This window comes from Lactiplantibacillus songbeiensis (assembly GCF_005405125.1).
GTDB lineage: Bacteria > Bacillota > Bacilli > Lactobacillales > Lactobacillaceae > Lactiplantibacillus > Lactiplantibacillus songbeiensis.
The window spans coordinates 83,642-102,859 of record NZ_BJDL01000009.1 but is presented as its reverse complement, the minus strand read 5'-3'; the positions used below and the strand labels follow the sequence as shown (position 1 = coordinate 102,859).

Here is a 19,218-nt window from a genome sequence, read left to right as displayed (position 1 = left end):
GTTAACAAGGAGGTTAAAGTATGATTTTAGTAGCGTTAGCGGCGATTATTTTACCGCTCGTTTTATTAGGTGGCCTGAACCTGCCCGCCACCCGTGGTATGGGCATTAGTGCCATCGTCGTCGTGATCTTAGGGATGCTGTTCTGGCACCTGTCGCCAGCCGTGATTGGTGCGTCCATTTTACAATCACTCCACAAGTCCTTACCGATTTTATGGATCTTGTTTGGCGCCCTGCTCATGCTCAATAGCTTGCGAGCAACTGGGGCGATTGATCGGATTAATCAAGGATTTAAGGCCTTATCCGCAGATATGCGGTTACAAACGGTGTTAGTCGCCTTCTTATTTGGCGGGCTAATCGAAGGTGTCTCTGGCTTTGGGACACCGGCGATGGTGACGGCCCCCTTATTAATTGCGCTAGGCTTCTCGCCAATGGCTGCTGTCATTTTAGCCTTAGTGGCGGATTCAACCCCCGCCGCGTTTGGGGCGGTCGGCACGCCGTTAACGGTGGGGTTAAGTAATGTGACTGAAAAGTCTGATTTGTTGAACTTAATCGGTCAGCGTGTCACCCAACTAGATTTGTTCGTCGGTGCTTTAATGCCGGCCCTACTGATTTTCATCTTAGTTTGGAGTTTTGGACCTAAGAAACATCGGTGGCAGCAGTGGTTAGCGGTCTTACCATGGGCGTTAGTGATTGGTTTAGTGTACAGCGTGGTCGCTCTCATCACCGCAATGGTAATTAGTTATGAATTTGTGTCAATCATTGCGCCATTTGTTACTTTGATTGTCGCTATCGTCAGTCTGCATTATCACTGGTTATTACCGAAGACCGTACAAACGACCCCTTGGCAGACTGAGACGGCACAACCAGCCGCTTCAGCAACGCCGACTAAGACTGCTGGGTCAATGTCATTATTGACGGCTTGGTCCCCTTATCTGCTGGTCGTGGTATTACTGTTAACGTCTCGAGTATTACAACCGTTGAAGCTTTGGTTAACTAGTCATCTGAACCTGTCTTGGACGCAAATTATGGGCTTTGAGTCGATTAATTCTGACTGGGAATTATTGTATTCACCAGGTACCATTCTAGCGCTAGCCGCCTTGATTGGGTTGCTCATTCAAGCGCGGTCGTTAAAGGCGGCTTGGCCAACTGCTAAAAAAGTCGTCGCCTCGATGGGCAATACAGCCATTGCGTTAGTCGTCACCTTGATTTTGGTCCAGGTCTTTACTAATTCCGGTTTGAACAGTGCCAATTTACCAAGTATGCCGATGTACATCGCCAAATTTGTAGCTAAATACTTGGCCGGTATTTGGATCATCATTGCGCCGTTCTTGGGTGAATTAGGCTCATTTGTTACTGGTAGCACGACGGTCTCCACCTTAACATTCGGTCAGATTCAAGCTGATATTGCGGCTAACGCCCATTTGAGTGAACCCGTCGTCCTAGCCGCCCAATTGATTGGAGCTGCGGCTGGGAACATGATCTGTGTGCATAACATTGTCGCAGTTAGCTCAGTCGTTGGTTTGGATGGCCAAGAAGGTACCATCTTGCGAAAGACGATTCTACCAGCGTTAGCGTATGCGGCGTTGATTGGGGTTGCGGGATTGGTTTTGATTAAACTGATATAGCAGTAGACAACGAAACCGCCGTGGATTTGAATGCACGACGGCTTCATTGTCTATATAAAGTAACCGCCCTGTTACCTACTTCTTAGATAACAGGGCGGTTACTTTTGTCTTAAGCGAGCACTGTATTTAAGGTCGCTTAGCGAATTTGAACATCGCTATTAAACTGCTTAAGGCTAAGTCAGCGATGCCAATGACTGAAAGTGGTGTCGTCGAGCTTTCATCGGTTTGCGGTAATGTTGGTGAGACTAATGATATCGGTTTAACCGGTGTGATTTTAGCTGGACTTGGTTGTACTGCTGGCATTGTCACCACCCCAGCATCTTCTGATTGCGTGGGTTGTTCCGGCTCAGTTGGCGTTGGTTCCGGTTTAGTGTCAGGACTAGTGCCATCGTTGGCATTGTCAGTACTACCATTGCCACCGTCATTACCATTACCACCATTATTGTTACCGTTATTCCCATTGTCTCCGCCGCCGGAAGTTGTTCCTAGAACAGTGACCGTCACAGTTTTAGCAGTCATGTTACCGGCTGCATCAGTATACGCGTATGTGACTGGGTATTGCCCAGCCTGTGCGGTGTTTACTTGTCCGGTAACCGTAATTGCAGCCCAAGCAAGCGATTGTCCATGCTCGTTGGTACCACTCACAAAACCAGCCTGTGGTTGCCAGGTATCACCGACGTGTAGCGTTTGATCAGTGGCATTGACGATGGCTTGGCTAGTGACGGTGATTAACGTGGTCGCTTGGTGTTGGCCTAATTTATCGGTAAATTGATAGCGTACAAGATAGGTCCCGGGCGCTGTTAACTGGTTTGTTAAAGTGGTCGATGCCGTAGCAGCTCGTGACTTAGCCGTTGTCACCGTAATTTGTAGATCAGCAGCTGTCAACAGCTGACCGTCAGCGTTAACCGCAGTCTTTAGGTTAGTCTGAGGTTGCCAATCAGCGGTGGTGACCAGTTGTAAGTGATCTTGATTGAGTAAGATTCCCGCAACCGTTACCTTGGCAGTGGCGCTAACGGCATGATTGGCCGTATCTGTGTACGTATAAGTGATGGCATAGTTACCAGGCGTCTTGGTGTCTGGTGTTCCAACAAGGTTGACACCTGGCGATGCTAGCGTTAAAGGCTTGCCGTTTTCGTCAACAGCACTGAAACTATCACTGGCTTGCCAGGTGGTGCCAAGGGTGATGGCCATGTCTTTAGGTGTGACTTTAGCTAAACTGAACACGGTTAGTGGCATTTCAACGACACTAGCGTCATCGCCGGTTAGTTGGTAGTGAACGACGTATTGACCGGGCGTCCTAAAATTAGTCACGGCGATGCCCTTATCATTGACGATGGTCGCTGTAACGCCAGTCGTGGTGACGGTATTTCCTTGGGCATCGACAGCTAGCTTCACATTGCTGAGCGGTTCCCATGGTGCGGTGGTGCTGAGTCGCTTTTCAGTTTCGTTTAGGGTTAAGCCGGTGACGATGATTTTTGACTTGCGAATCGCCTGGAAGCCCACTGAATCAGTGAAATTATAAACGACGGTATAGTTGCCTGGAACCTGAGTATTTGGCTGGTCATAAACTGATAATTGGGGTCCCGTGGTCGTTCGACGACGGTCTTCATTAAAGGTCACGTTACTACCGTCGTCATCGGTCGCACTGATGAGGTTGTTGCTAGGTTGCCATTTTGAGTTGACACGGATGGTACTGTCTTGCACTTCAAAATTACTTTGTTGTTGATAGGTCGCAATTGGCCCATGATTATCAACAGTATATGGCGCAACGACTTCGGCTGTTGTATAGACTTGATGGGTTTTGGTATCAAACCACTTGCCAGTATACTTTTTTCCTTGATAGATCGTATTGACTGGAAAGGCTTGTAGACCTGATGTTTGTGGGTGGTTTAATTCGGAATCTTGTTGGTTATAGTATTCTTTATCTAAAAAGAGGACGTTATTCGGTCCAAGCCTAATTGCCAAAGGGGTGTTTTTTAGAGCATCTTGTAAATAGTCAAGGTTGCGCATATCAAAGTTAGAAATGTCGATCGCGATTGGGTTACCGGTAACCAGTCCGTCATCGCCATTTTCTGCGTATTCACCCATTTGGTCAAACATATGAAACATGTCAATCACATTGCCGGTCTTAAAACTAGACACATCCAGTGATTTAAGACTGGTCAAGCCGTCAAACATATGCGACATATAAATCACGTGACTGGTATCTAAGTTGGCCAAATTAAGTTGTTCCAAGGCACCATCTTCCATAAATAGGCCCATCATGTTGGTGACATGACTAGTATCTAAGGTTGATAGATCGAGCTGGGTTAAACGACCATCTTCGGCTAGCATTTCAGTCATATCAGTGACCTGGTTAGTATTTAAGTGTGATAAATCCAGCGTTTTAAGGGCATCCATCCCGGTAAAGGTGCCATGCATATTGGTGACGTTAGCGGTCTTAAAGTTTGAAATGTCTAGTGTAGGTAGCGACATATCCATCGCAAACATCAATTCCATATTGGTTACCTGACTAGTATCCAGTGACGAAATATTTAACTGAGTCAGATTCATATTGGCCGCTAGCATATTGGCCATATCGGTAACATGACTAGTATCAAAGTGAGATAAATCTAAACTAGTCACGTTGGTTAAACCTTTGAAGCTACCATGCATATTAGTTGTATTGCCAGTCGTGAAATGCGATAAATCTAGTGTGGTGAGCGCCGCATCTTGGGCAAAAATCAGCGCCATGTTGACAATTTTACTGGTATCTAACTTATCTAGGCCAGTGATTGTTGTTAAAGTAGGCATATTTGAAAAAAGACCAGAAGAATCGGCGCCAGCAACAACGGTATCTTCAAAGTTAATCGTCTTAATGACGTTCGTCTGAGGTCCCCAAGGTTGAGTTGGTTCAGTTGGATTTTCACTTAGTTCGTTTGCCTTAATTTGATCCCAAATATTGGTGTCGGCTAATTCGCCCTTGCCAATATGCAACGTTTTATCGTCATCGATCCACCATTCACTAGTACCGAAGAGACCTTCAGCTAGGTTAGTTTTGTGGTCATGAGGATCGGTTTCCGTATCAGTATAAGCTTTGATTGGTTTATTGTGATCAGCATAGTCCTTAACATTGTTTGGAATAATATCTTGTGTTCCCTGATTGACATCATCTTTAGCTGGTGAGTCAGGCTTGCTCACCTCTCCAGTCGGAAGATTAACTGGTTGGTCAGGTGTTGGGGTGCTTGGTTTGGAATCAGCCAAATCTGGTTTATTACCGGCTGGTTGGTCAGGTGTTGTTGGCTTAGGTGTGTCTGGCACTTTAATAGTTTCAGCCGGTTGTTTGTCTTGTTGACTAGCATCGACGGTTGGTTGCTTGTCGTTCGGTACATCTGGTTTGGCAGGATTGGTCTCTGGTGTTTTAGTTGGTGTCGCATCAGCTGGTTTGGTGGTCGGTAGATTGTCTACCACTTCTGCAACTGGTTTTTCCGGTGCTTTAGCTGGTTGCTTGTCCGGCACAGTCGTTCTTAAAACAGCCGTCTTTCCTGGTTGATCAACCGCGGCTTTAACGGTCACTGGTGCAGGCGTCGTAGTAGACTTGTTGGTATCCGCCTGCCCAACGATGGCGCCAGCTTGCCAAACTAAGGCAGTTATTCCCGTAACCACCCATAATTTACCGTGTTTATACAGCTTAAAACGAACCTTTCGATCATTAGACTTTAACATTCGCAAATATTCCTCCTAAGAATAGAATCGTTTGTAAATTGTTAAGCCTCCCCCTATGCGGCTAATTATAAAATAAGTCTTTTAAAAATGCGTCGATTTCGTCACGCAAATTGAAAATAATGATAGCCATTTTCAATGCAGATTCGATTTTTAAACCTGCAAAAGTCCGCGATATCAGCTAAAATAGACTTAACAGTTAATCTAAATTAACAAAAGATAGGAGGTGTCCGTTTGAAAGTCTTACTTGTCCCAGATATTCGCTTGGGTGACCGTGTGATTGGCCCTACACCGGATCAAGCCTCTAACCGTGCCTTGTTTCAACGTTATGCCAAACGCCTTCAAGCACAACTTGGTATTGGCTTTCAAGTTTACGTTGATCAAAGTGAAGGCTACGACCTCTTGAATGCGCGTGACTATGATACGGATACTTGTTGGATACTGGCTACGGCGGCCTACCAAGCGTTAACAACGGATATCTTTGCCCATCATCGCATCATGTCGCTAACCGATCAGGCCGTGATTTTAAAGGATACGACTGAAGTTGTGGCGCAGTTACAGTCACCGACCACTTAAAACGTCTATCTAAATGTAAAAAGATGGTCACCTAATTGAGGTTGACCATCTTTTTTACTGAGCTATTTTTGTTTTTTAGTCGATCGTCTGTCTACGGCGCATCACGGATTCAATCAGCAGTAAGACCACAAACCAAACAATTGACCCAATTACCGCCCAACGATTTACGCTATCGAAACATAATACTACGGTCACTGCAATAAAGAAGACCAAGGTAGCGATGTTTGACATTGGGAACAATGGTAGTTTGAACGGATTCTGACTGCTATCAGCGGTCCGCTTATAGACGTAGTGACAAATGAGTAACGAACACCAAACGATGATGAAGTTAGTCGTCGCTACGTTTGAAATCAACGTAAAGACGGTGCTAGGAATCACGTAGTTTAACACCACGATCACTAGTAAAATCAGCGATGAAAAGACTAATGATTGGGCGGGCACGTTATAACGGTTAACCTTCCCCATCCACTTCGGCGCGTTTTGACCATGTGCCAAGGTAAAAAGTGTCCGGCTGGTACTAAAGATGGCACTATTGCAAGCTGATAAAGCCGCTGTTAAGACGACGAAGTTAATAATACTGGCGGCCGCTTTAATCCCGATATCACTAAAGACTTGCACGAACGGCGATTGCGTCGTTGCAATTTGGTCCCAAGGATAGATCGACATAATAACAAACAAGGCACCAACGTAGAAGAATGAGATTCGAATCGGTAAACTGTTGATGGCACGAGGTAATTCAGTTTCCGGATTCTCAGCTTCTCCGGCCGTAATCCCCACCATTTCAATCCCGGTAAAGGCGAAGATGACTAGCGAGAATGAGGTGAGAAAGCCGCCGAAGCCTTTCGGGAAGAACCCGCCGTGACTCACAAGATTGGTGACACTAACGGTTTGACCGCCGACATGCGCTGAAGAACCGATCAAGATAGCGCCGGTGACGATTAACGCAATAATGGCCACGACTTTAATCATTGAGAACCAGTATTCCAGTTCGCCAAAAGCACTGACGGACAATAGGTTAAAGACCAGTAGAATCAAAATAATAATTAGTGGCGTCACCCATTGTGGAATCCAAGGAAACCAATAGCGGATATAGATCCCACTGGCAGTCAGATCGGCCATTGCCAGACTGATCCAGCAGAGCCAATACGTCCAGCCAATCGCAAATTCAAACTTTTTTCCTAAGTAAAGGTTGATAAATTCCAAAAATGAATGGAGCTTCGTGTTGGAAAGCAGTAATTCACCTAACGCCCGCATCATTAAGTAACAGAATAAGCCCCCAATGGCGTATGCTAATAAGATCGATGGCCCGGCTTGCCGAATCGCTGACCCGGAACCGAGGAATAGCCCAGTCCCAATCGCCCCACCTAGGGCAATCATTTGAACGTGACGGCGTTTTAGCTTACGTGCAAGTTGTTGATTTTCCATATAGCCTCAACTTTCTATTAATTCAATGTTTTTTTCCAAGGCGTTAACACTATGAGATAGCGATTTTGCCCGGCTTTTATAATTCTTAGCATTTTTTCATATTGTTCTATTTTATGCTAAAACGTCTTGGTGAGCAAATTAATTCACTACTTTAATCAGAAATAATTGCTGGGATTGCGTTAAATCAGCTGGTTTTGATTGCTAGTCCCGGCCAAATTTGGTATGTTTAATCTAATCTTGACCGTTAGCCAGACTTAATAAGGAGTTTACCATGACTAATCAAAACGATCATTTTCTGAAACGCTTTTTTAAAGGTGTCATCATTGCCTTGGGCTTTATTTTACCGGGGGTTTCTGGCGGGGTTTTGGCCGCCATTTTGGGGATCTATGAACGGCTGCTGGGGTTTATGGCGCACTTCCGCCAACGGTTTAAGCAAGATTTCTGGTATTTTGTACCGGTTGGCTTGGGTGGCATTGTTGGGATTGCCCTGCTATCGGCGCCATTGGAATTTTTGTTAGCTAAAGCTCAAGTAATTGTCCTGTGGGGCTTTGCGGGAGCCATTATTGGGACGTTACCGTCACTCATGCAAACGGCCAGTGCCAAAACACCACGCGATAGGACCGATTACTTATGGTTCTTCGGTACCCTGCTGATTAGCAGTGGGCTACTCTACTTCATGAGCGATATTTTTGGTCCCTTACCAGCTAACTTTGGCGGCTTCATCGTTGCGGGTGTCTTGATTGCGCTGGGCGTGCTAGTGCCTGGCTTAAGTCCATCGAACCTGTTACTGATTCTAGGGCTATTTACGCCGATGCTGACCGGATTTAAACAGTTTGACCTACTCGGCGTTTACTTACCGATTGCTTTAGGTGGTCTCTTAGCGATGGCGTTGTTCTCTAAAGCAATGGATTACTTATTACGCCGGTTTCATTCGCGCGTTTATCATTTCATCTTAGGCATCGTCGTTGCAAGCACGATTTTGATCTTAGTGCCCAACCCACACGCTGCCGAAAGTATCTCTTATGCCGGGGCAACTTTGAGCACGTACTTAGTTAGTGGCGTGGCGTTAATTGCGGGTAGCTTGCTTGGCTACTGGATGAGTCGTTTAGAGCTCAAATACAAGTAAATTAGGACTGCTTGGCTTGTAAGCGACGTAATTCGTTGATTTGTGACTGAATTTCGCCTAACATCTGCGTCTGCATCTTTTGAATCTCCAACAAGTTCGGGGTATCTTCTTGAATAACATGGTCTACTTTGGTGTGTAAGACGCGAATCTCTTCTTCCGACTTCGAGTTGACCCGAAAGTCGTTGACCGCCTGTAACCGGTCGTATTCCGCGGCGCGATTTTGACTCATCATGATTAATGGCGCCTGAATCGCGGCTACCATACTGAGAAATAGGTTCAATAAGATAAAGGGATAGGGATCAAAATGCAGTCCGAATAATTGCAAGAGATTGACGAACATCCATAGCAGCATAATACCGATAAAAATAATAATGAAGGCCCAGCTCCCGCCAAACCGAGCCACCGCATCGGCAACTTTTTGTCCGAATGTCAGTGAGTTCTCTAATTGGCGGTTAACATCAACCACTTGATACGTATTTTTCGCTAGAATCTGCGTTAAACGGTGGTTGATTTTTTTATTGGCTTGATAGTCTTTTTGGATCATCTGATCCATCTTAGCCATCCGATAATGAACGAGGTGTTCACTGCAAATAAACTGATCCGCCGTAGCTTGCGGGTAGTCAGTTAAAATGGCGTCCTGTAATTGGGCATCTAGGTCGCCAATTAGCATCCCGTCAGCGAATTCTTCCGTAGCTTGGTCGACGATGCAAGGTAACTTTAAAGTTGAGTTTTTCAGCATAATAATCCCCTCCCTTTGCCGCTGATTATAGACGTATCGGTGGCATAGTGCGACGATTAAAGCCAGTTACGAGCAGTTAGTGAACGAACAAATCGTGGATACAAAAAATCGCGTTTGGGAATAGCCCAACGCGATTTTTTTAAGCTTGTAACTCAGCTAACAACATCATTGTTTGATAATGACCATCATCTAAGACGGCGATGGTTTCTGGATATGCGCGATCATAATTGAATGGTAGATCAAATTCAAAGATCGATCCTTGCTGATCATCAAAGACCGCCGTGACTTGTCCATGCCGGGCTATCAAAGCAAACTGTAAGACCCGTGGCAAGGTGACAACGCCTTGTAAATCGTCATCAATGATGCCCCAGATGCCATCAATGATCTCACTAGGTAATTTTGCGACCAGTCCAAAGGTCGCGTAACGTTCAGCAGCTTGATCAAACATCGTGACCACCTCACTTCAAGTTCAGGAATTAATTGTCGCGGACGATGACCGCAACTTCCTTTTCAATGCGAATAAATAAACCTTGGGAATCCTTACGAAAGTCATCAGCTAAGCTAGCAGTGGTTGGCTTAATGGCGCCAACGACCTTACCAGCCATGCCATAGAGATCGATGGCATCGTGATTAGCGTTCCATTTGACCGTCCAATAATGACCTTCGAGGGCTTCGTCCGTATAGTACTGGACACCAGCTAACACGGCATCATTAATGACGCTTTCTTCATCCGCGGTCTGCCCATTATCGAGTTCCCACTTTAATTTTTGATTAACTTCAAGCATATCGCCAGGAATTAAATTTTGCACGTTGCATGCCTCCACTAAACATTTTAATAAATTTGATTACGCATGATGCTAGTTGAAATTGCCGCCTACCGGTTGGTTCCTAAAACACTGGAACGCCATGGGCCATTTTGAAGCCAAAGCCCGGTCTTCAAAACTGGCCTTGGCCTAAAGTCCGAAAAAACCACTCGTACTTAGGTCAACGACACGGCTGAGCATTTTAGGAACCAACCTCTCGGCTAAATGACTGAACTGAAACTAATCAATCATTAATTCTTTATTTCCCGTTAACTAACGCCGGGCGGGCCAGAATCGGCTCAGTGGTGTCGTTTATCTTGGTCGGTGCTTTTCCGACTTAGATAAAGCCCGGCTTGGAAGACCGTTCTTTGGCTTCCAAACGTGGCCACCACGTTCCAGCCGATTCTGGACCAACCAGAGTGACAATTTAAACTAACTAGTACTAAGCGTAAGCTTAATTATACCTAGGTTTCATACTCAATCATAACATAATGCCTGCTTTACTGAATATTTCAGGCCCTAAGTGGTTATCTAGGTTGAAATTTGGTCCGAACTTCCGCCGCAATCTCCCGCATCCGAGTCGGTGTGTCAGCTTGCGCCAAGCGGTAACCAATGTAATATGGTGATACGTTGAATAGCGGATCAATCTTGCAGACAACCCGGTCGCCCACTGGGTAGAAGAATAAGTTGTAACTGTCGCAACGACCTTTGAAATAATCATTTAACGTATATTGAACGACTTTTTGAACCGCATCGGCCAATTGGTCATGGTCTTCCCAAGCGGTAGCAACGTTGAATTCGACGAAGCCCATCACAGGTTGGTCAGAAACGGTCACACTGAGACTGCCGTTAGTCACCACCGGATAGCCGGATAAGTTGGCCGGGACAATGTTGCCATAGCCATCAACATCATCTAAGCCGACAATTTGCATATGTGGATGGCGTAAGCTGCCCCCAGAATGCGGACCAAAGTTTTTATATAGCAGGACGGATTCAAACCGCTTGCTGGCGATGATCTCTTGCCAGTGTTTTAAAGCGAAGCCGAAAACAGCGCGGTTTTGTTCAGTTGAATACGTGGCGATGTCACCGTCGTGATCGGCCGTTTCAATAACAATGGTCTGCCAAGTGGCTTGTAAAGTTGGAAATTTATTCATCAGCCAAATCCGGTCCTCATCTTGAGCTAGGACATCCGTTAATGTCGTTGGATCACAGAAGGGACAATTATTGTGGGGATGGCGGATATTTTCGGGCTTGTTTTTCGCAATATTTGTATCAAAAATCAATGGATGGCTTTGCAAGGTAATTCCTCCTAAATACAATAAGAAACGGCCTGCCAAAGCTGGCAAACCGTTCGTTAATAAACTTAAATTAAGTCATAGGCGTTGGGGCAGTGTCGCCCGGGCCAAAGGTCGCATTAGACATGGTAATCCAGGCCACGAATTCGTTAGATGCTAATCGCCAATACTGCGGGTCAGACGCCGGTGGTATCGGCTGTTCAAATAACGCGACGGCGAGTGCACTAGCCGCATTATCGGCCGCTTTTTGAACACTAGCGCCAAAGGTTTGCGCGGCAGGCACATCTGGAAAGCGGACGCCCCAATAAGTGCCCTCATCCCGAAAGATGCCCGGATATTTTATGTCCATTTGTTGATTCAAACCCACCACTCCGATTCTAAAGCTTTACTGTTAGTATACCGAGTTTTAGTTTGAAAAAACAGCCCTGGTCTTAGGTTTTAAGCATTTTTACAAGTTATTTCGTCGTGACTTTATAGTAAGTCCCATTCTTGTCGCCATTGACGACAGTGTAGTCCCCTTTGTGTGACTCACCGTATTGAATGGCCGATGACTTAGAGCTAAAGGTCTTCGTTGAATTCGTCGTGGTACTACTGCTGGACGCTTGACTACTACTGTTGCTAGTTGTTGAACTGGCATGACTACTGCTCGTGGCTTGACTGCTGGAACTGGCGGTACTAGTACTGTGATGATTGTTGTTAGTCGCTGGGGCCGTATGACTGGAGCTAGCGGCTGGCTGCTGGGTTGTCGTTTGTGACTGTGTTGTCCCAGTTTGATGATCATCTGTACTGGTGGTGCCATCCGTTTGCGCGGTATCCGTCCCATCATCGGTCGTGGTATCGGCGGTATCATCACTGTCACTATCGCTATCACTGCTAGATTTCGAATGCTTCTTCTTAGATGAAGATTTTTCTTTACTGCTGCTGGTGATACTTGAACTAGCGGTGGTTTTAACCAGATCTTGACTGGTCGAGGCCTTGACGAAATAGACAATGGTCCCACCAAGTGCAATCACGATTAGCGCTAGGAGCCAAAGTGACAGATGCCGTTTTTTCTTAGGGCCTTTAGGCGGTTTAGTTCCTTTAGGACCAGTTGGCATTTGCGGCTTCTTTGGGGCTTTAGGTTGCGACCGCTTGCGACTAGACGATTCTTGCCGGGCTTTTAAGCGCGACATGCGCGTCGGCTGTTGTTCAGGCATTAACTATCGCACTTCCTTTCTTGCTTCCGCCAGTTTACCATATTTTTACAAAAATGTCTTAGGTGCCTAGCGAACTAACGCGTAAAGTTTGGCCGCAAAGCTGTTCGCGTCAATGGTTGCGCGCTGATTGGCGAAGTAAACGATGGCGTGTTGATTGCCTTCAGTTGCATACATATAGCTATCGTAACCGTTGTCAGCGCCATGGTTGGATTTAGTGCCATCCGCATAGCGATACATCCCGCCAGCGTAGCGCACTTGATAATTATGGCGTAACTGCTGGTACTGATTGCGGGTCAATAATTTACCGTTGCGCATCCCACACATAATCTTGTAATAGTCGTGGGCATTCGTGTATAAGTTTCCGGCACCAACGAGGCTGGAGAATAAGCGCCGTTGATAGCTGCGGGCATGGTAGTTCGTCCCTGCCCGATAACTCACTGCGGCCGTCAGTGGCTTTTTCGCTGCATATTTGTCCGTTGTATGGGTTAGCTTAAGTGGCTTAATGATGCGAGTCTGTAGATTGTGCTGATACGATTTGTGGGTGACCTTCGTGATGATGCCTGCCAATAAGGTGTAGTTAGCGTTGGTATAGTGATACGTCGTGGCACCGGTTGACGTTAGTTGCTTTAGTGTATAACGATAGGCTTGTTGTTCTGATAAAACAGTGCTGGGCGTTGTTTCCGCCATTTGGATACCTGACGTATGATCAAGTAATTGGCGTACCGTAATCTGAGAACTATAAGCAACTTGCGGGTAATATTTGCTTAGTTTAGTCGTCATCTTTAACTTACCCTTGGCTATGAGTTGCTGAATCATGGCACCCGTAATCGCTTTTTGTAGCGAAGCGGTTGGGTAAATGGTGTGTTGATTATTCTTAAGCTTCTTTTTGTGATTTGCATCGCCGACGTAGATCGTTTGGGCTTTGCCAGCATAGTTTTTAGTTAACATGATTTGACCTTTAAAATGATACTGCTTAGCCAAGGCTTGGGCTTGTTGTGCGACACTGTTCGCTTGAACGGCGGGCGCAACGGTACTAGTTGCACCTGTTCCTAAAATGGTCACGGCTAAGCTTAGTAAGCTAAGTTGCTTAATTAATTTAGACTTAATGATAACTGCTTCCCCCTATGTTTTACTAAATACCATCATAAGCACTTTACTTAGTGAACACCAGTGAAAACGGGGTTTGTCGATAAAATGTAATACGGTTGCAATGTTGATTAGATTCAACAAAAAAGCAGTGCCAGCATTTAGACTGGTCACTGCTGATTGGATTAAGCTGCCATGCTAGCCGCAGCTTCGTTTGCTTGATCAAGGTCAACTAAATTTTGATAATAATTAGCAAAGGTCCCGTAACGATATGGCACTAACCATAATAGCCCAATGCCCATGGTGATCCCACAAAGGATGGCCCAACCGATGAAACTCAGTTGTAGGACAAAGTATTCCATCTTGTGACCACGCATCAATTGACGGCTCTTAGTAATGGCTAAGGTCAGCTTAGGCCGGGGTTGTCCAGCTGGTGTGGCGGCAACGAGGTCTTTGTACACAAAGTAAGTTTGTGAGTATGCAAAGGCTTTAATAATGCCAGGGACAATCAACAATAGGCTCCAAAGTGTTAGGAAAATCGCTTGTAACACGACTAACCCTACCGTTGGCCAAGCGTATGGCCGCGTGAAACCAACCGTTGAATCACTGACGGGATGAATCTCACGACTTGGATTGCGAACCCAGTCGAGCATTGAATACATCGTCCCAACCATGAATAGTTTAACCACACAGTAGAAGACAAAGTTGATGACGGCACCCACGGCTAAGGCACCTAAAACCGTGGCGATAAGCGCCCAAGAAATGGTTGGGATGGCCGCCAACGCCTGTGAAGCGCCCTGCTGGATATTATCCGTACTGCTAGTGATGCTGGTATGCCCAGACGTTGCTTGGTCCGTGTAGTTAGCGGCCACACTGAAGATTGATAACAAGCTGACCACGATACAGAGTAAGATGGCGTCTTTCCAGCGCCCTTTAAATAGTTGTTTAACTTCTGTTTTTAATGCTGCCCGAGTTTTCATTCGGTTTCAACAACTCCCTTTTTAAGCTTTTTTATATGATACCATGCCACCGGGCTGAACCAAAATAGTGTGCAAAAAAAGCTCTGAACAAAATTGCTCAGAGCTGATTGCTAAAAATGCTTTTTCATCACGACAACTGGGGCACCGTCTTCATCATAAGGACCGGCTGTAACGGTATAACCGCAACGTTCATAAAACGTTTGGGCCGTTAACTCACCATGAATCAGACCACTCGTATAGCCATGATTTTGTGCCCAAAGTTCGGCACGCGTTAATAATTGCTGACCAATCCCTTGTCCGCGGTGATCCTGGCGGGTACAAACCCGGCCAAACCGCATCACATGGTGTAATTGTGGTTCTAAGCGCAACGTTGCCACGGGTAAGTCTGGCGTTTCGTAAGCCACAAGATACAAGCGTTCATCGTCATCTTTAGTGTCGAATTCGACGTTGGCTGGAATCCCGCGTTCTTCCACGAAGACGGCCTGACGTAACGCATAAGCGGCCGCGCGATTATAAGTCACATTTGAAAATAAATACGTCATCTTAATACGCCTTATCAATATCTTTCAACCAGGCTAATGCTAAGGACTTATCGCCTAAATGCGTCCCGATGACCGGGCCGAAATAAGTGATGTCGATTGGCATGTCTGGGTATTTTTGTTGTAACTTGGCTTTCCAAGCTTGCGCCGCATCCAAGTTATTGCCTTGGACGATAATCGCTCGCAACGGATAGTCGATCTTAGCTTGGGCTTCCGCAAATAGATGCTCAACGCGAGCTAAGGCCTTCTTAGTAGAACGAACCTTTTCAAAAGCCACGATTTCATGCTTATCATCAAAGGTCAAGATTGGCTTAATCCGTAGCACACTACCGATAAACGCTGACGCATTGGATAAGCGGCCACCGCGGACTAAATTTTGTAAATCATCCACGATGAAGTATTCGCCCATTGAGTCACGTAAATCATCGAGACGCGCCAAGATTTCTTCAACGGTATGCCCGGCTTTTGCCATGCGGGCGGCTTCTATCGCTAAGTACCCCATTAAACGCACCGTAATCTGAGAATCATATGGATAGAGCTTAATATGATCCACTTCGTCACGTAGGTTTTCAAGACTATTAATGAAGCCAGAAATCGTACTTGCTAAGTGAATACTGATGACCGCATCGTACCCTTGGTCACCCAGCTTGTTATAAAATTCAATCATTTCCCCAACGGGTGGCTGGGAGGTACTAGGAAAGGACTTAAAAGACTTCATATTGGCATAGAAGTCTTCCGTCGTAATATCGACGCCTTCCTGATACACTTTTCCATCTATAATGACCGGAATTGGGACGACATGAATATCGTTGTCGGCAACTTCTCGCGGTGTTAAATAGCTGGTGCTGTCAGTAACAACAGCAATCTTCATGACACACACCTACTTCTCATCTAAATTGATAATCACAATCTTAGCATAAAAGCTAGTTTGAAACCAGCTTGTCAACATCGGTAAAACGTGGCTTAGGGTGCTAAAGTCCGATCAACTGATTTATTTAAGCGGTTTAATAAAATCCGTAATAGGTTTTGCTCATCTTGTGGCCACTTATCAAATACGGTAGCTTCATACTTGGCGTAATCCGCATTGATCACGGCTGCCGCATTTTCGCCAGTTGACGTGACCGAATAGATTAATTGGCGCCGATCACGACCAACCGCTTCTTTGCTGAGTTTTTCTTTTTTGACGAGACTCGCTAATTGGCGACTTAACGTTGACGTATCGAGTTGCATTTCAGTAGCTAACTTTTCTTGGGTATTAAAGCCGGCTTGTAATTTTAAGAGTAGTTGCCATTCTGCCACAGTAACACCTTGGGCTTTAGCAATTTGTTTGAGCATAGCGGTTTGTTGCTTGGCGGTGTCCGCCAGCGCGGCTAAACTTGATTTCATGATAGGTCCCCCTCGTAATTAGAATTCACTTTGTATTATACAATATGCAAGTTCTTCTTAAAACCCGTATTTTGTTAAAAAACGGGTTAAATCGGTTTATGTATGTAACAATTAATTTTTTTATTAAGCAGTCGTTAAATCAAGCCGGTTGCGACATAAAACTTGTTTAAACGCTGTCACCCCATGTATACTAGTAAAGGTTGACTGTTTTAATGACAGTCTTGGACGAAACTAATTAATGAAAGCGAGTGATCACATGTCTTTTGATGGACTATTTACCCATGCCATGGTCACCGAATTACACGAAAATTTATTGAATGGGCGGATTACGAAGATTCATCAGCCCTATCAAAATGAACTGATTTTAACGATTCGCGCGAATGGTAAGAATTGGCCGCTGCTATTGTCGGCGGACCCGACTTATCCGCGAATTCAAGTAACTCGGATTCCGTATGTGAATCCAGCAGTGCCCACTAACTTTGCAATGATGATGCGAAAGTATTTGCAAGGGGCAATTATTACTGAGATTAAGCAGATGGCGAATGATCGGGTAGTTCACTTAACCATTACGACACGTAACGAATTAGGTGACGCCGAACAGCTCACCCTAATTATTGAAATTATGGCACGCCACAGTAACGTGATCTTAGTTGATCAGCAGACCAGTCGAATCCTGGATGTGATCAAACACGTTGGTGCGGACCAAAATCGGTATCGGCTTTTATTGCCTGGCGCAACTTATATTGAACCACCGAAGCAAGACAAGCTTGATCCCTTTACCCCGAATACGGATTATTTGGACTTAGTTAAGCAGTATCCAAATGAAGATGTGCTTGCCAAACAATTACAGCAGCATTATCAAGGCCTTGGCCGTGATAGTGCCTTGCAATTTGCCAAAGAACTTCATCAAACTGGTGATTTAAAAGCGCACTATCAACACTTTTTAGCCACCTTTGATGATCCGCAACCCACGTTGCTGACGTTGAAAACTAATAAAACCATGTTTGCGGCTAGCAATTATTCCGCCTTTGGAACTAAGACCCGCCAATTTGATTCTTTGAGTACCCTGCTTGATTTCTACTATCAAGATGCGGCTCAGCGTGAACGCGTTCAACAGCAAGCGGGTAATTTGATTCGGGTGGTTCGGAATGATTTGAAGAAGAACCGCAAGAAATACAAAAAGCTGCAACAAACTTTGGCAAATACGAAGCAAGCTGACGAGCTCCGTTTAAAGGGCGAAATCTTAACGACTTATTTATATGAAGTGAAACGCGGGATGACCGAAATCACCTTGCCAGATTACTATCATGATAATCAGCCGTTAAAGATTCAATTATCTAATCAAATTTCACCTTCGCGGAACGCCCAGAAGTATTTCTCACGTTACCAGAAGCAAAAAAACGCGGTCATCTATGTTGGCGAACAGCTAAAACTGACGCAACAAGGCTATTTGAAGCCAAAGAAGACCAAGAAGAAACAGCGTAGTTCACGAAAAGTCAGTCAGCCACAACAATTCTTCGCAACTGATGGTACTGAAATCTCCGTTGGTAAGAATAACCGCCAAAATGATCAATTGACTTTGAAGACGGCCCGGAAGACAGATTATTGGTTGCATACGCAGAAAATCCCTGGTTCCCATGTGATTATTCATGCTGAGAATCCGAGTGAACAAACCTTGACTGAAGCCGCCAATTTAGCTGCCTACTTCTCTAAAGCCCGTGAATCGGCTACGGTCCCAGTCGATTATGTGCAAGTTAAACGGATTCGCAAACCTAATGGCGCTAAACCAGGGTTTGTGATCTATGAAGGTCAAAAAACGTTATATGTGTCACCAAGTGCTGACTTGGTAGATCAATTAACCCCTAAAAAGTAACTGTTAAAGCTGATTATCTTGTAATAAAACAAGTTAGTCAGCTTTTTTTGTGGCTTATTATCCATTAAGTTCTCATAATGATGCTTTTTCAATGTAAGATTACTTATGTTTTTATTAAAGCGTCCAAGAAAGCGTAAAGCCCCCACCGATTCCCCCTTTTATCCCTAAATTTAAGGTAGGCTAAGATAACTTAGAATTTAACGGAGGTGGTTCGATGCGCTGGAAACCTTTATTATTCATCTTATTGATAGCGGGTTTGAGTGGCTTACTGATCCTGATAGTTGGTCATCGCCATCGCTGGTTAGCGCTATTGAAGCTGGCCTATTTTACTGGTTTGGCCACAATTTTGTTTACCCCAATTTCGTTTTCCGGAACGTCTCTCTATATGATGCCGATTGGGATTGGTCGCGTAAATCTAACAAATTTTAGTTTTAGCAATCTCGGGTTTTGGGAAAATGTTATTTTGACCTTGCCATTGGGTCTGTTGCTAAAACGGATGTGGCCACGACTATCGTTGTTCGGGGTTGGCTTTGTGGGCTTAATGATTGGTAGTAGTATTGAAATCACGCAATACTTTTTAGCCCATCACTATTTAATTAATCGTAGTAGCGATATCAATGATATTTTAGCGAATGCGTTGGGGATTTTGATTGGAGGTCTAGTCATTGCTGGCTATCTTCGTTTAACAGCTTGGCACCGTCAACGTGTTAATCGTCGATTGGCATCATAAGGGTACAAAAAAGTCACCTAAGTTTGGGTGGCTTTTTTGGTAAGGACAGAATAAGCTGGTGGCTGGGTTTTGTTTTTTTTGTATATATTAGTTAAAGTAAGAAATTACATATATCATATATTAAAATGAACCAACTA

The 19,218-nt window shown here is 45.0% G+C and carries 18 protein-coding genes; 5 read left to right on the top strand and 13 right to left on the bottom strand.

Annotated features, from left to right (window positions below; all coding sequences use genetic code 11):
* Positions 1-20 precede the first annotated feature (20 nt).
* A complete protein-coding gene (locus FFM77_RS03825; RefSeq protein WP_137634425.1) occupies positions 21-1,625 on the top strand; it encodes an L-lactate permease in 1,605 nt (534 codons plus the stop codon).
* A gap of 126 nt (positions 1,626-1,751) precedes the next feature.
* Here FFM77_RS03825 and FFM77_RS03820 read toward each other — a convergent pair whose 3' ends face one another.
* Complete coding sequence (locus tag FFM77_RS03820) at positions 1,752-5,330, bottom strand: BspA family leucine-rich repeat surface protein (protein WP_137634424.1); 3,579 nt, start codon at positions 5,328-5,330, stop codon at positions 1,752-1,754.
* Positions 5,331-5,561: 231 nt separating this feature from the next.
* Here FFM77_RS03820 and FFM77_RS03815 point away from each other — a divergent pair, with 231 nt between their 5' ends.
* Positions 5,562-5,903, top strand: a complete 342-nt coding sequence (locus tag FFM77_RS03815) for a hypothetical protein (protein ID WP_137634423.1) — start codon at positions 5,562-5,564, stop codon at positions 5,901-5,903.
* A 75-nt stretch (positions 5,904-5,978) separates the two neighbouring features.
* On the opposite strand, the gene FFM77_RS03810 is transcribed toward FFM77_RS03815, so the two are convergent.
* Complete coding sequence (locus FFM77_RS03810; protein ID WP_137634422.1) at positions 5,979-7,328, bottom strand: amino acid permease; 1,350 nt, start codon at positions 7,326-7,328, stop codon at positions 5,979-5,981.
* A gap of 271 nt (positions 7,329-7,599) precedes the next feature.
* On the opposite strand from FFM77_RS03810, the gene FFM77_RS03805 reads away from it, so the two are divergent.
* Entirely contained in the window at positions 7,600-8,454 is an 855-nt protein-coding gene (locus tag FFM77_RS03805; RefSeq protein WP_137634421.1) for a DUF368 domain-containing protein, read from the top strand.
* A 1-nt stretch (position 8,455) separates the two neighbouring features.
* On the opposite strand, the gene FFM77_RS03800 is transcribed toward FFM77_RS03805, so the two are convergent.
* From FFM77_RS03800 to FFM77_RS03750, 11 genes are all read right to left on the bottom strand, one after another.
* A complete protein-coding gene (locus FFM77_RS03800) occupies positions 8,456-9,193 on the bottom strand; it encodes a DUF1003 domain-containing protein (protein ID WP_137634420.1) in 738 nt (245 codons plus the stop codon).
* Between the two features lie 139 nt (positions 9,194-9,332).
* Positions 9,333-9,641: a DUF960 family protein gene (locus FFM77_RS03795; RefSeq protein WP_137634419.1), complete on the bottom strand. Its 309-nt coding sequence runs from the start codon at positions 9,639-9,641 to the stop codon at positions 9,333-9,335.
* Between the two features lie 28 nt (positions 9,642-9,669).
* Positions 9,670-10,002 (bottom strand): hypothetical protein, encoded by a 333-nt coding sequence (locus tag FFM77_RS03790; RefSeq protein WP_137634418.1) that lies wholly within the window; start codon positions 10,000-10,002, stop codon positions 9,670-9,672.
* A 521-nt stretch (positions 10,003-10,523) separates the two neighbouring features.
* Positions 10,524-11,294, bottom strand: a complete 771-nt coding sequence (locus FFM77_RS03785) for a DUF4931 domain-containing protein (protein WP_137634417.1) — start codon at positions 11,292-11,294, stop codon at positions 10,524-10,526.
* 70 nt (positions 11,295-11,364) lie between these two features.
* The gene (locus FFM77_RS03780; protein WP_379893101.1) at positions 11,365-11,652 is read right to left on the bottom strand and encodes an RNA-binding protein; all 288 of its coding nucleotides are present in this window, start codon (positions 11,650-11,652) and stop codon (positions 11,365-11,367) included.
* A 94-nt stretch (positions 11,653-11,746) separates the two neighbouring features.
* Positions 11,747-12,487 carry a hypothetical protein gene (locus tag FFM77_RS03775; RefSeq protein WP_137634416.1) on the bottom strand — a complete coding sequence of 247 codons (741 nt, stop codon included), beginning with the start codon at positions 12,485-12,487 and terminating at the stop codon, positions 11,747-11,749.
* 66 nt (positions 12,488-12,553) lie between these two features.
* Positions 12,554-13,549, bottom strand: a complete 996-nt coding sequence (locus tag FFM77_RS03770) for a serine hydrolase domain-containing protein (RefSeq protein ID WP_137634415.1) — start codon at positions 13,547-13,549, stop codon at positions 12,554-12,556.
* A gap of 209 nt (positions 13,550-13,758) precedes the next feature.
* Positions 13,759-14,553: a DUF975 family protein gene (locus FFM77_RS03765; RefSeq protein ID WP_137634414.1), complete on the bottom strand. Its 795-nt coding sequence runs from the start codon at positions 14,551-14,553 to the stop codon at positions 13,759-13,761.
* Between the two features lie 110 nt (positions 14,554-14,663).
* On the bottom strand, positions 14,664-15,095 hold the full coding sequence (locus FFM77_RS03760) for a GNAT family N-acetyltransferase (protein ID WP_137634413.1): 432 nt from the start codon (positions 15,093-15,095) through the stop codon (positions 14,664-14,666).
* Between the two features lies 1 nt (position 15,096).
* Entirely contained in the window at positions 15,097-15,963 is an 867-nt protein-coding gene (locus FFM77_RS03755; protein WP_137634412.1) for a DegV family protein, read from the bottom strand.
* A 92-nt stretch (positions 15,964-16,055) separates the two neighbouring features.
* Complete coding sequence (locus tag FFM77_RS03750; RefSeq protein WP_137634411.1) at positions 16,056-16,478, bottom strand: MarR family winged helix-turn-helix transcriptional regulator; 423 nt, start codon at positions 16,476-16,478, stop codon at positions 16,056-16,058.
* A 256-nt stretch (positions 16,479-16,734) separates the two neighbouring features.
* Between FFM77_RS03750 and FFM77_RS03745 the strand changes: the two genes are divergently transcribed.
* On the top strand, positions 16,735-18,351 hold the full coding sequence (locus tag FFM77_RS03745) for an NFACT RNA binding domain-containing protein (RefSeq protein ID WP_137634450.1): 1,617 nt from the start codon (positions 16,735-16,737) through the stop codon (positions 18,349-18,351).
* 214 nt (positions 18,352-18,565) lie between these two features.
* The gene (locus FFM77_RS03740; protein ID WP_137634410.1) at positions 18,566-19,081 is read left to right on the top strand and encodes a VanZ family protein; all 516 of its coding nucleotides are present in this window, start codon (positions 18,566-18,568) and stop codon (positions 19,079-19,081) included.
* Positions 19,082-19,218: the final 137 nt, after the last annotated feature.

Excerpts from the sequence above, each read along its gene's own strand:
- FFM77_RS03775 (WP_137634416.1), bottom strand. The coding sequence starts at position 12,487 with ATGCCTGAACAACAGCCGACGCGCATGTCGCGCTTAAAAGCCCGGCAA.
- FFM77_RS03825 (WP_137634425.1), top strand. The coding sequence starts at position 21 with ATGATTTTAGTAGCGTTAGCGGCGATTATTTTACCGCTCGTTTTATTA.
- FFM77_RS03800 (WP_137634420.1), bottom strand. The coding sequence starts at position 9,193 with ATGCTGAAAAACTCAACTTTAAAGTTACCTTGCATCGTCGACCAAGCT.
- FFM77_RS03740 (WP_137634410.1), top strand. The coding sequence starts at position 18,566 with ATGCGCTGGAAACCTTTATTATTCATCTTATTGATAGCGGGTTTGAGT.
- FFM77_RS03810 (WP_137634422.1), bottom strand. The coding sequence starts at position 7,328 with ATGGAAAATCAACAACTTGCACGTAAGCTAAAACGCCGTCACGTTCAA.
- FFM77_RS03750 (WP_137634411.1), bottom strand. The coding sequence starts at position 16,478 with ATGAAATCAAGTTTAGCCGCGCTGGCGGACACCGCCAAGCAACAAACC.
- FFM77_RS03820 (WP_137634424.1), bottom strand. The coding sequence starts at position 5,330 with ATGTTAAAGTCTAATGATCGAAAGGTTCGTTTTAAGCTGTATAAACAC.
- FFM77_RS03765 (WP_137634414.1), bottom strand. The coding sequence starts at position 14,553 with ATGAAAACTCGGGCAGCATTAAAAACAGAAGTTAAACAACTATTTAAA.
- FFM77_RS03760 (WP_137634413.1), bottom strand. The coding sequence starts at position 15,095 with ATGACGTATTTATTTTCAAATGTGACTTATAATCGCGCGGCCGCTTAT.
- FFM77_RS03745 (WP_137634450.1), top strand. The coding sequence starts at position 16,735 with ATGTCTTTTGATGGACTATTTACCCATGCCATGGTCACCGAATTACAC.
- FFM77_RS03795 (WP_137634419.1), bottom strand. The coding sequence starts at position 9,641 with ATGTTTGATCAAGCTGCTGAACGTTACGCGACCTTTGGACTGGTCGCA.
- FFM77_RS03805 (WP_137634421.1), top strand. The coding sequence starts at position 7,600 with ATGACTAATCAAAACGATCATTTTCTGAAACGCTTTTTTAAAGGTGTC.
- FFM77_RS03755 (WP_137634412.1), bottom strand. The coding sequence starts at position 15,963 with ATGAAGATTGCTGTTGTTACTGACAGCACCAGCTATTTAACACCGCGA.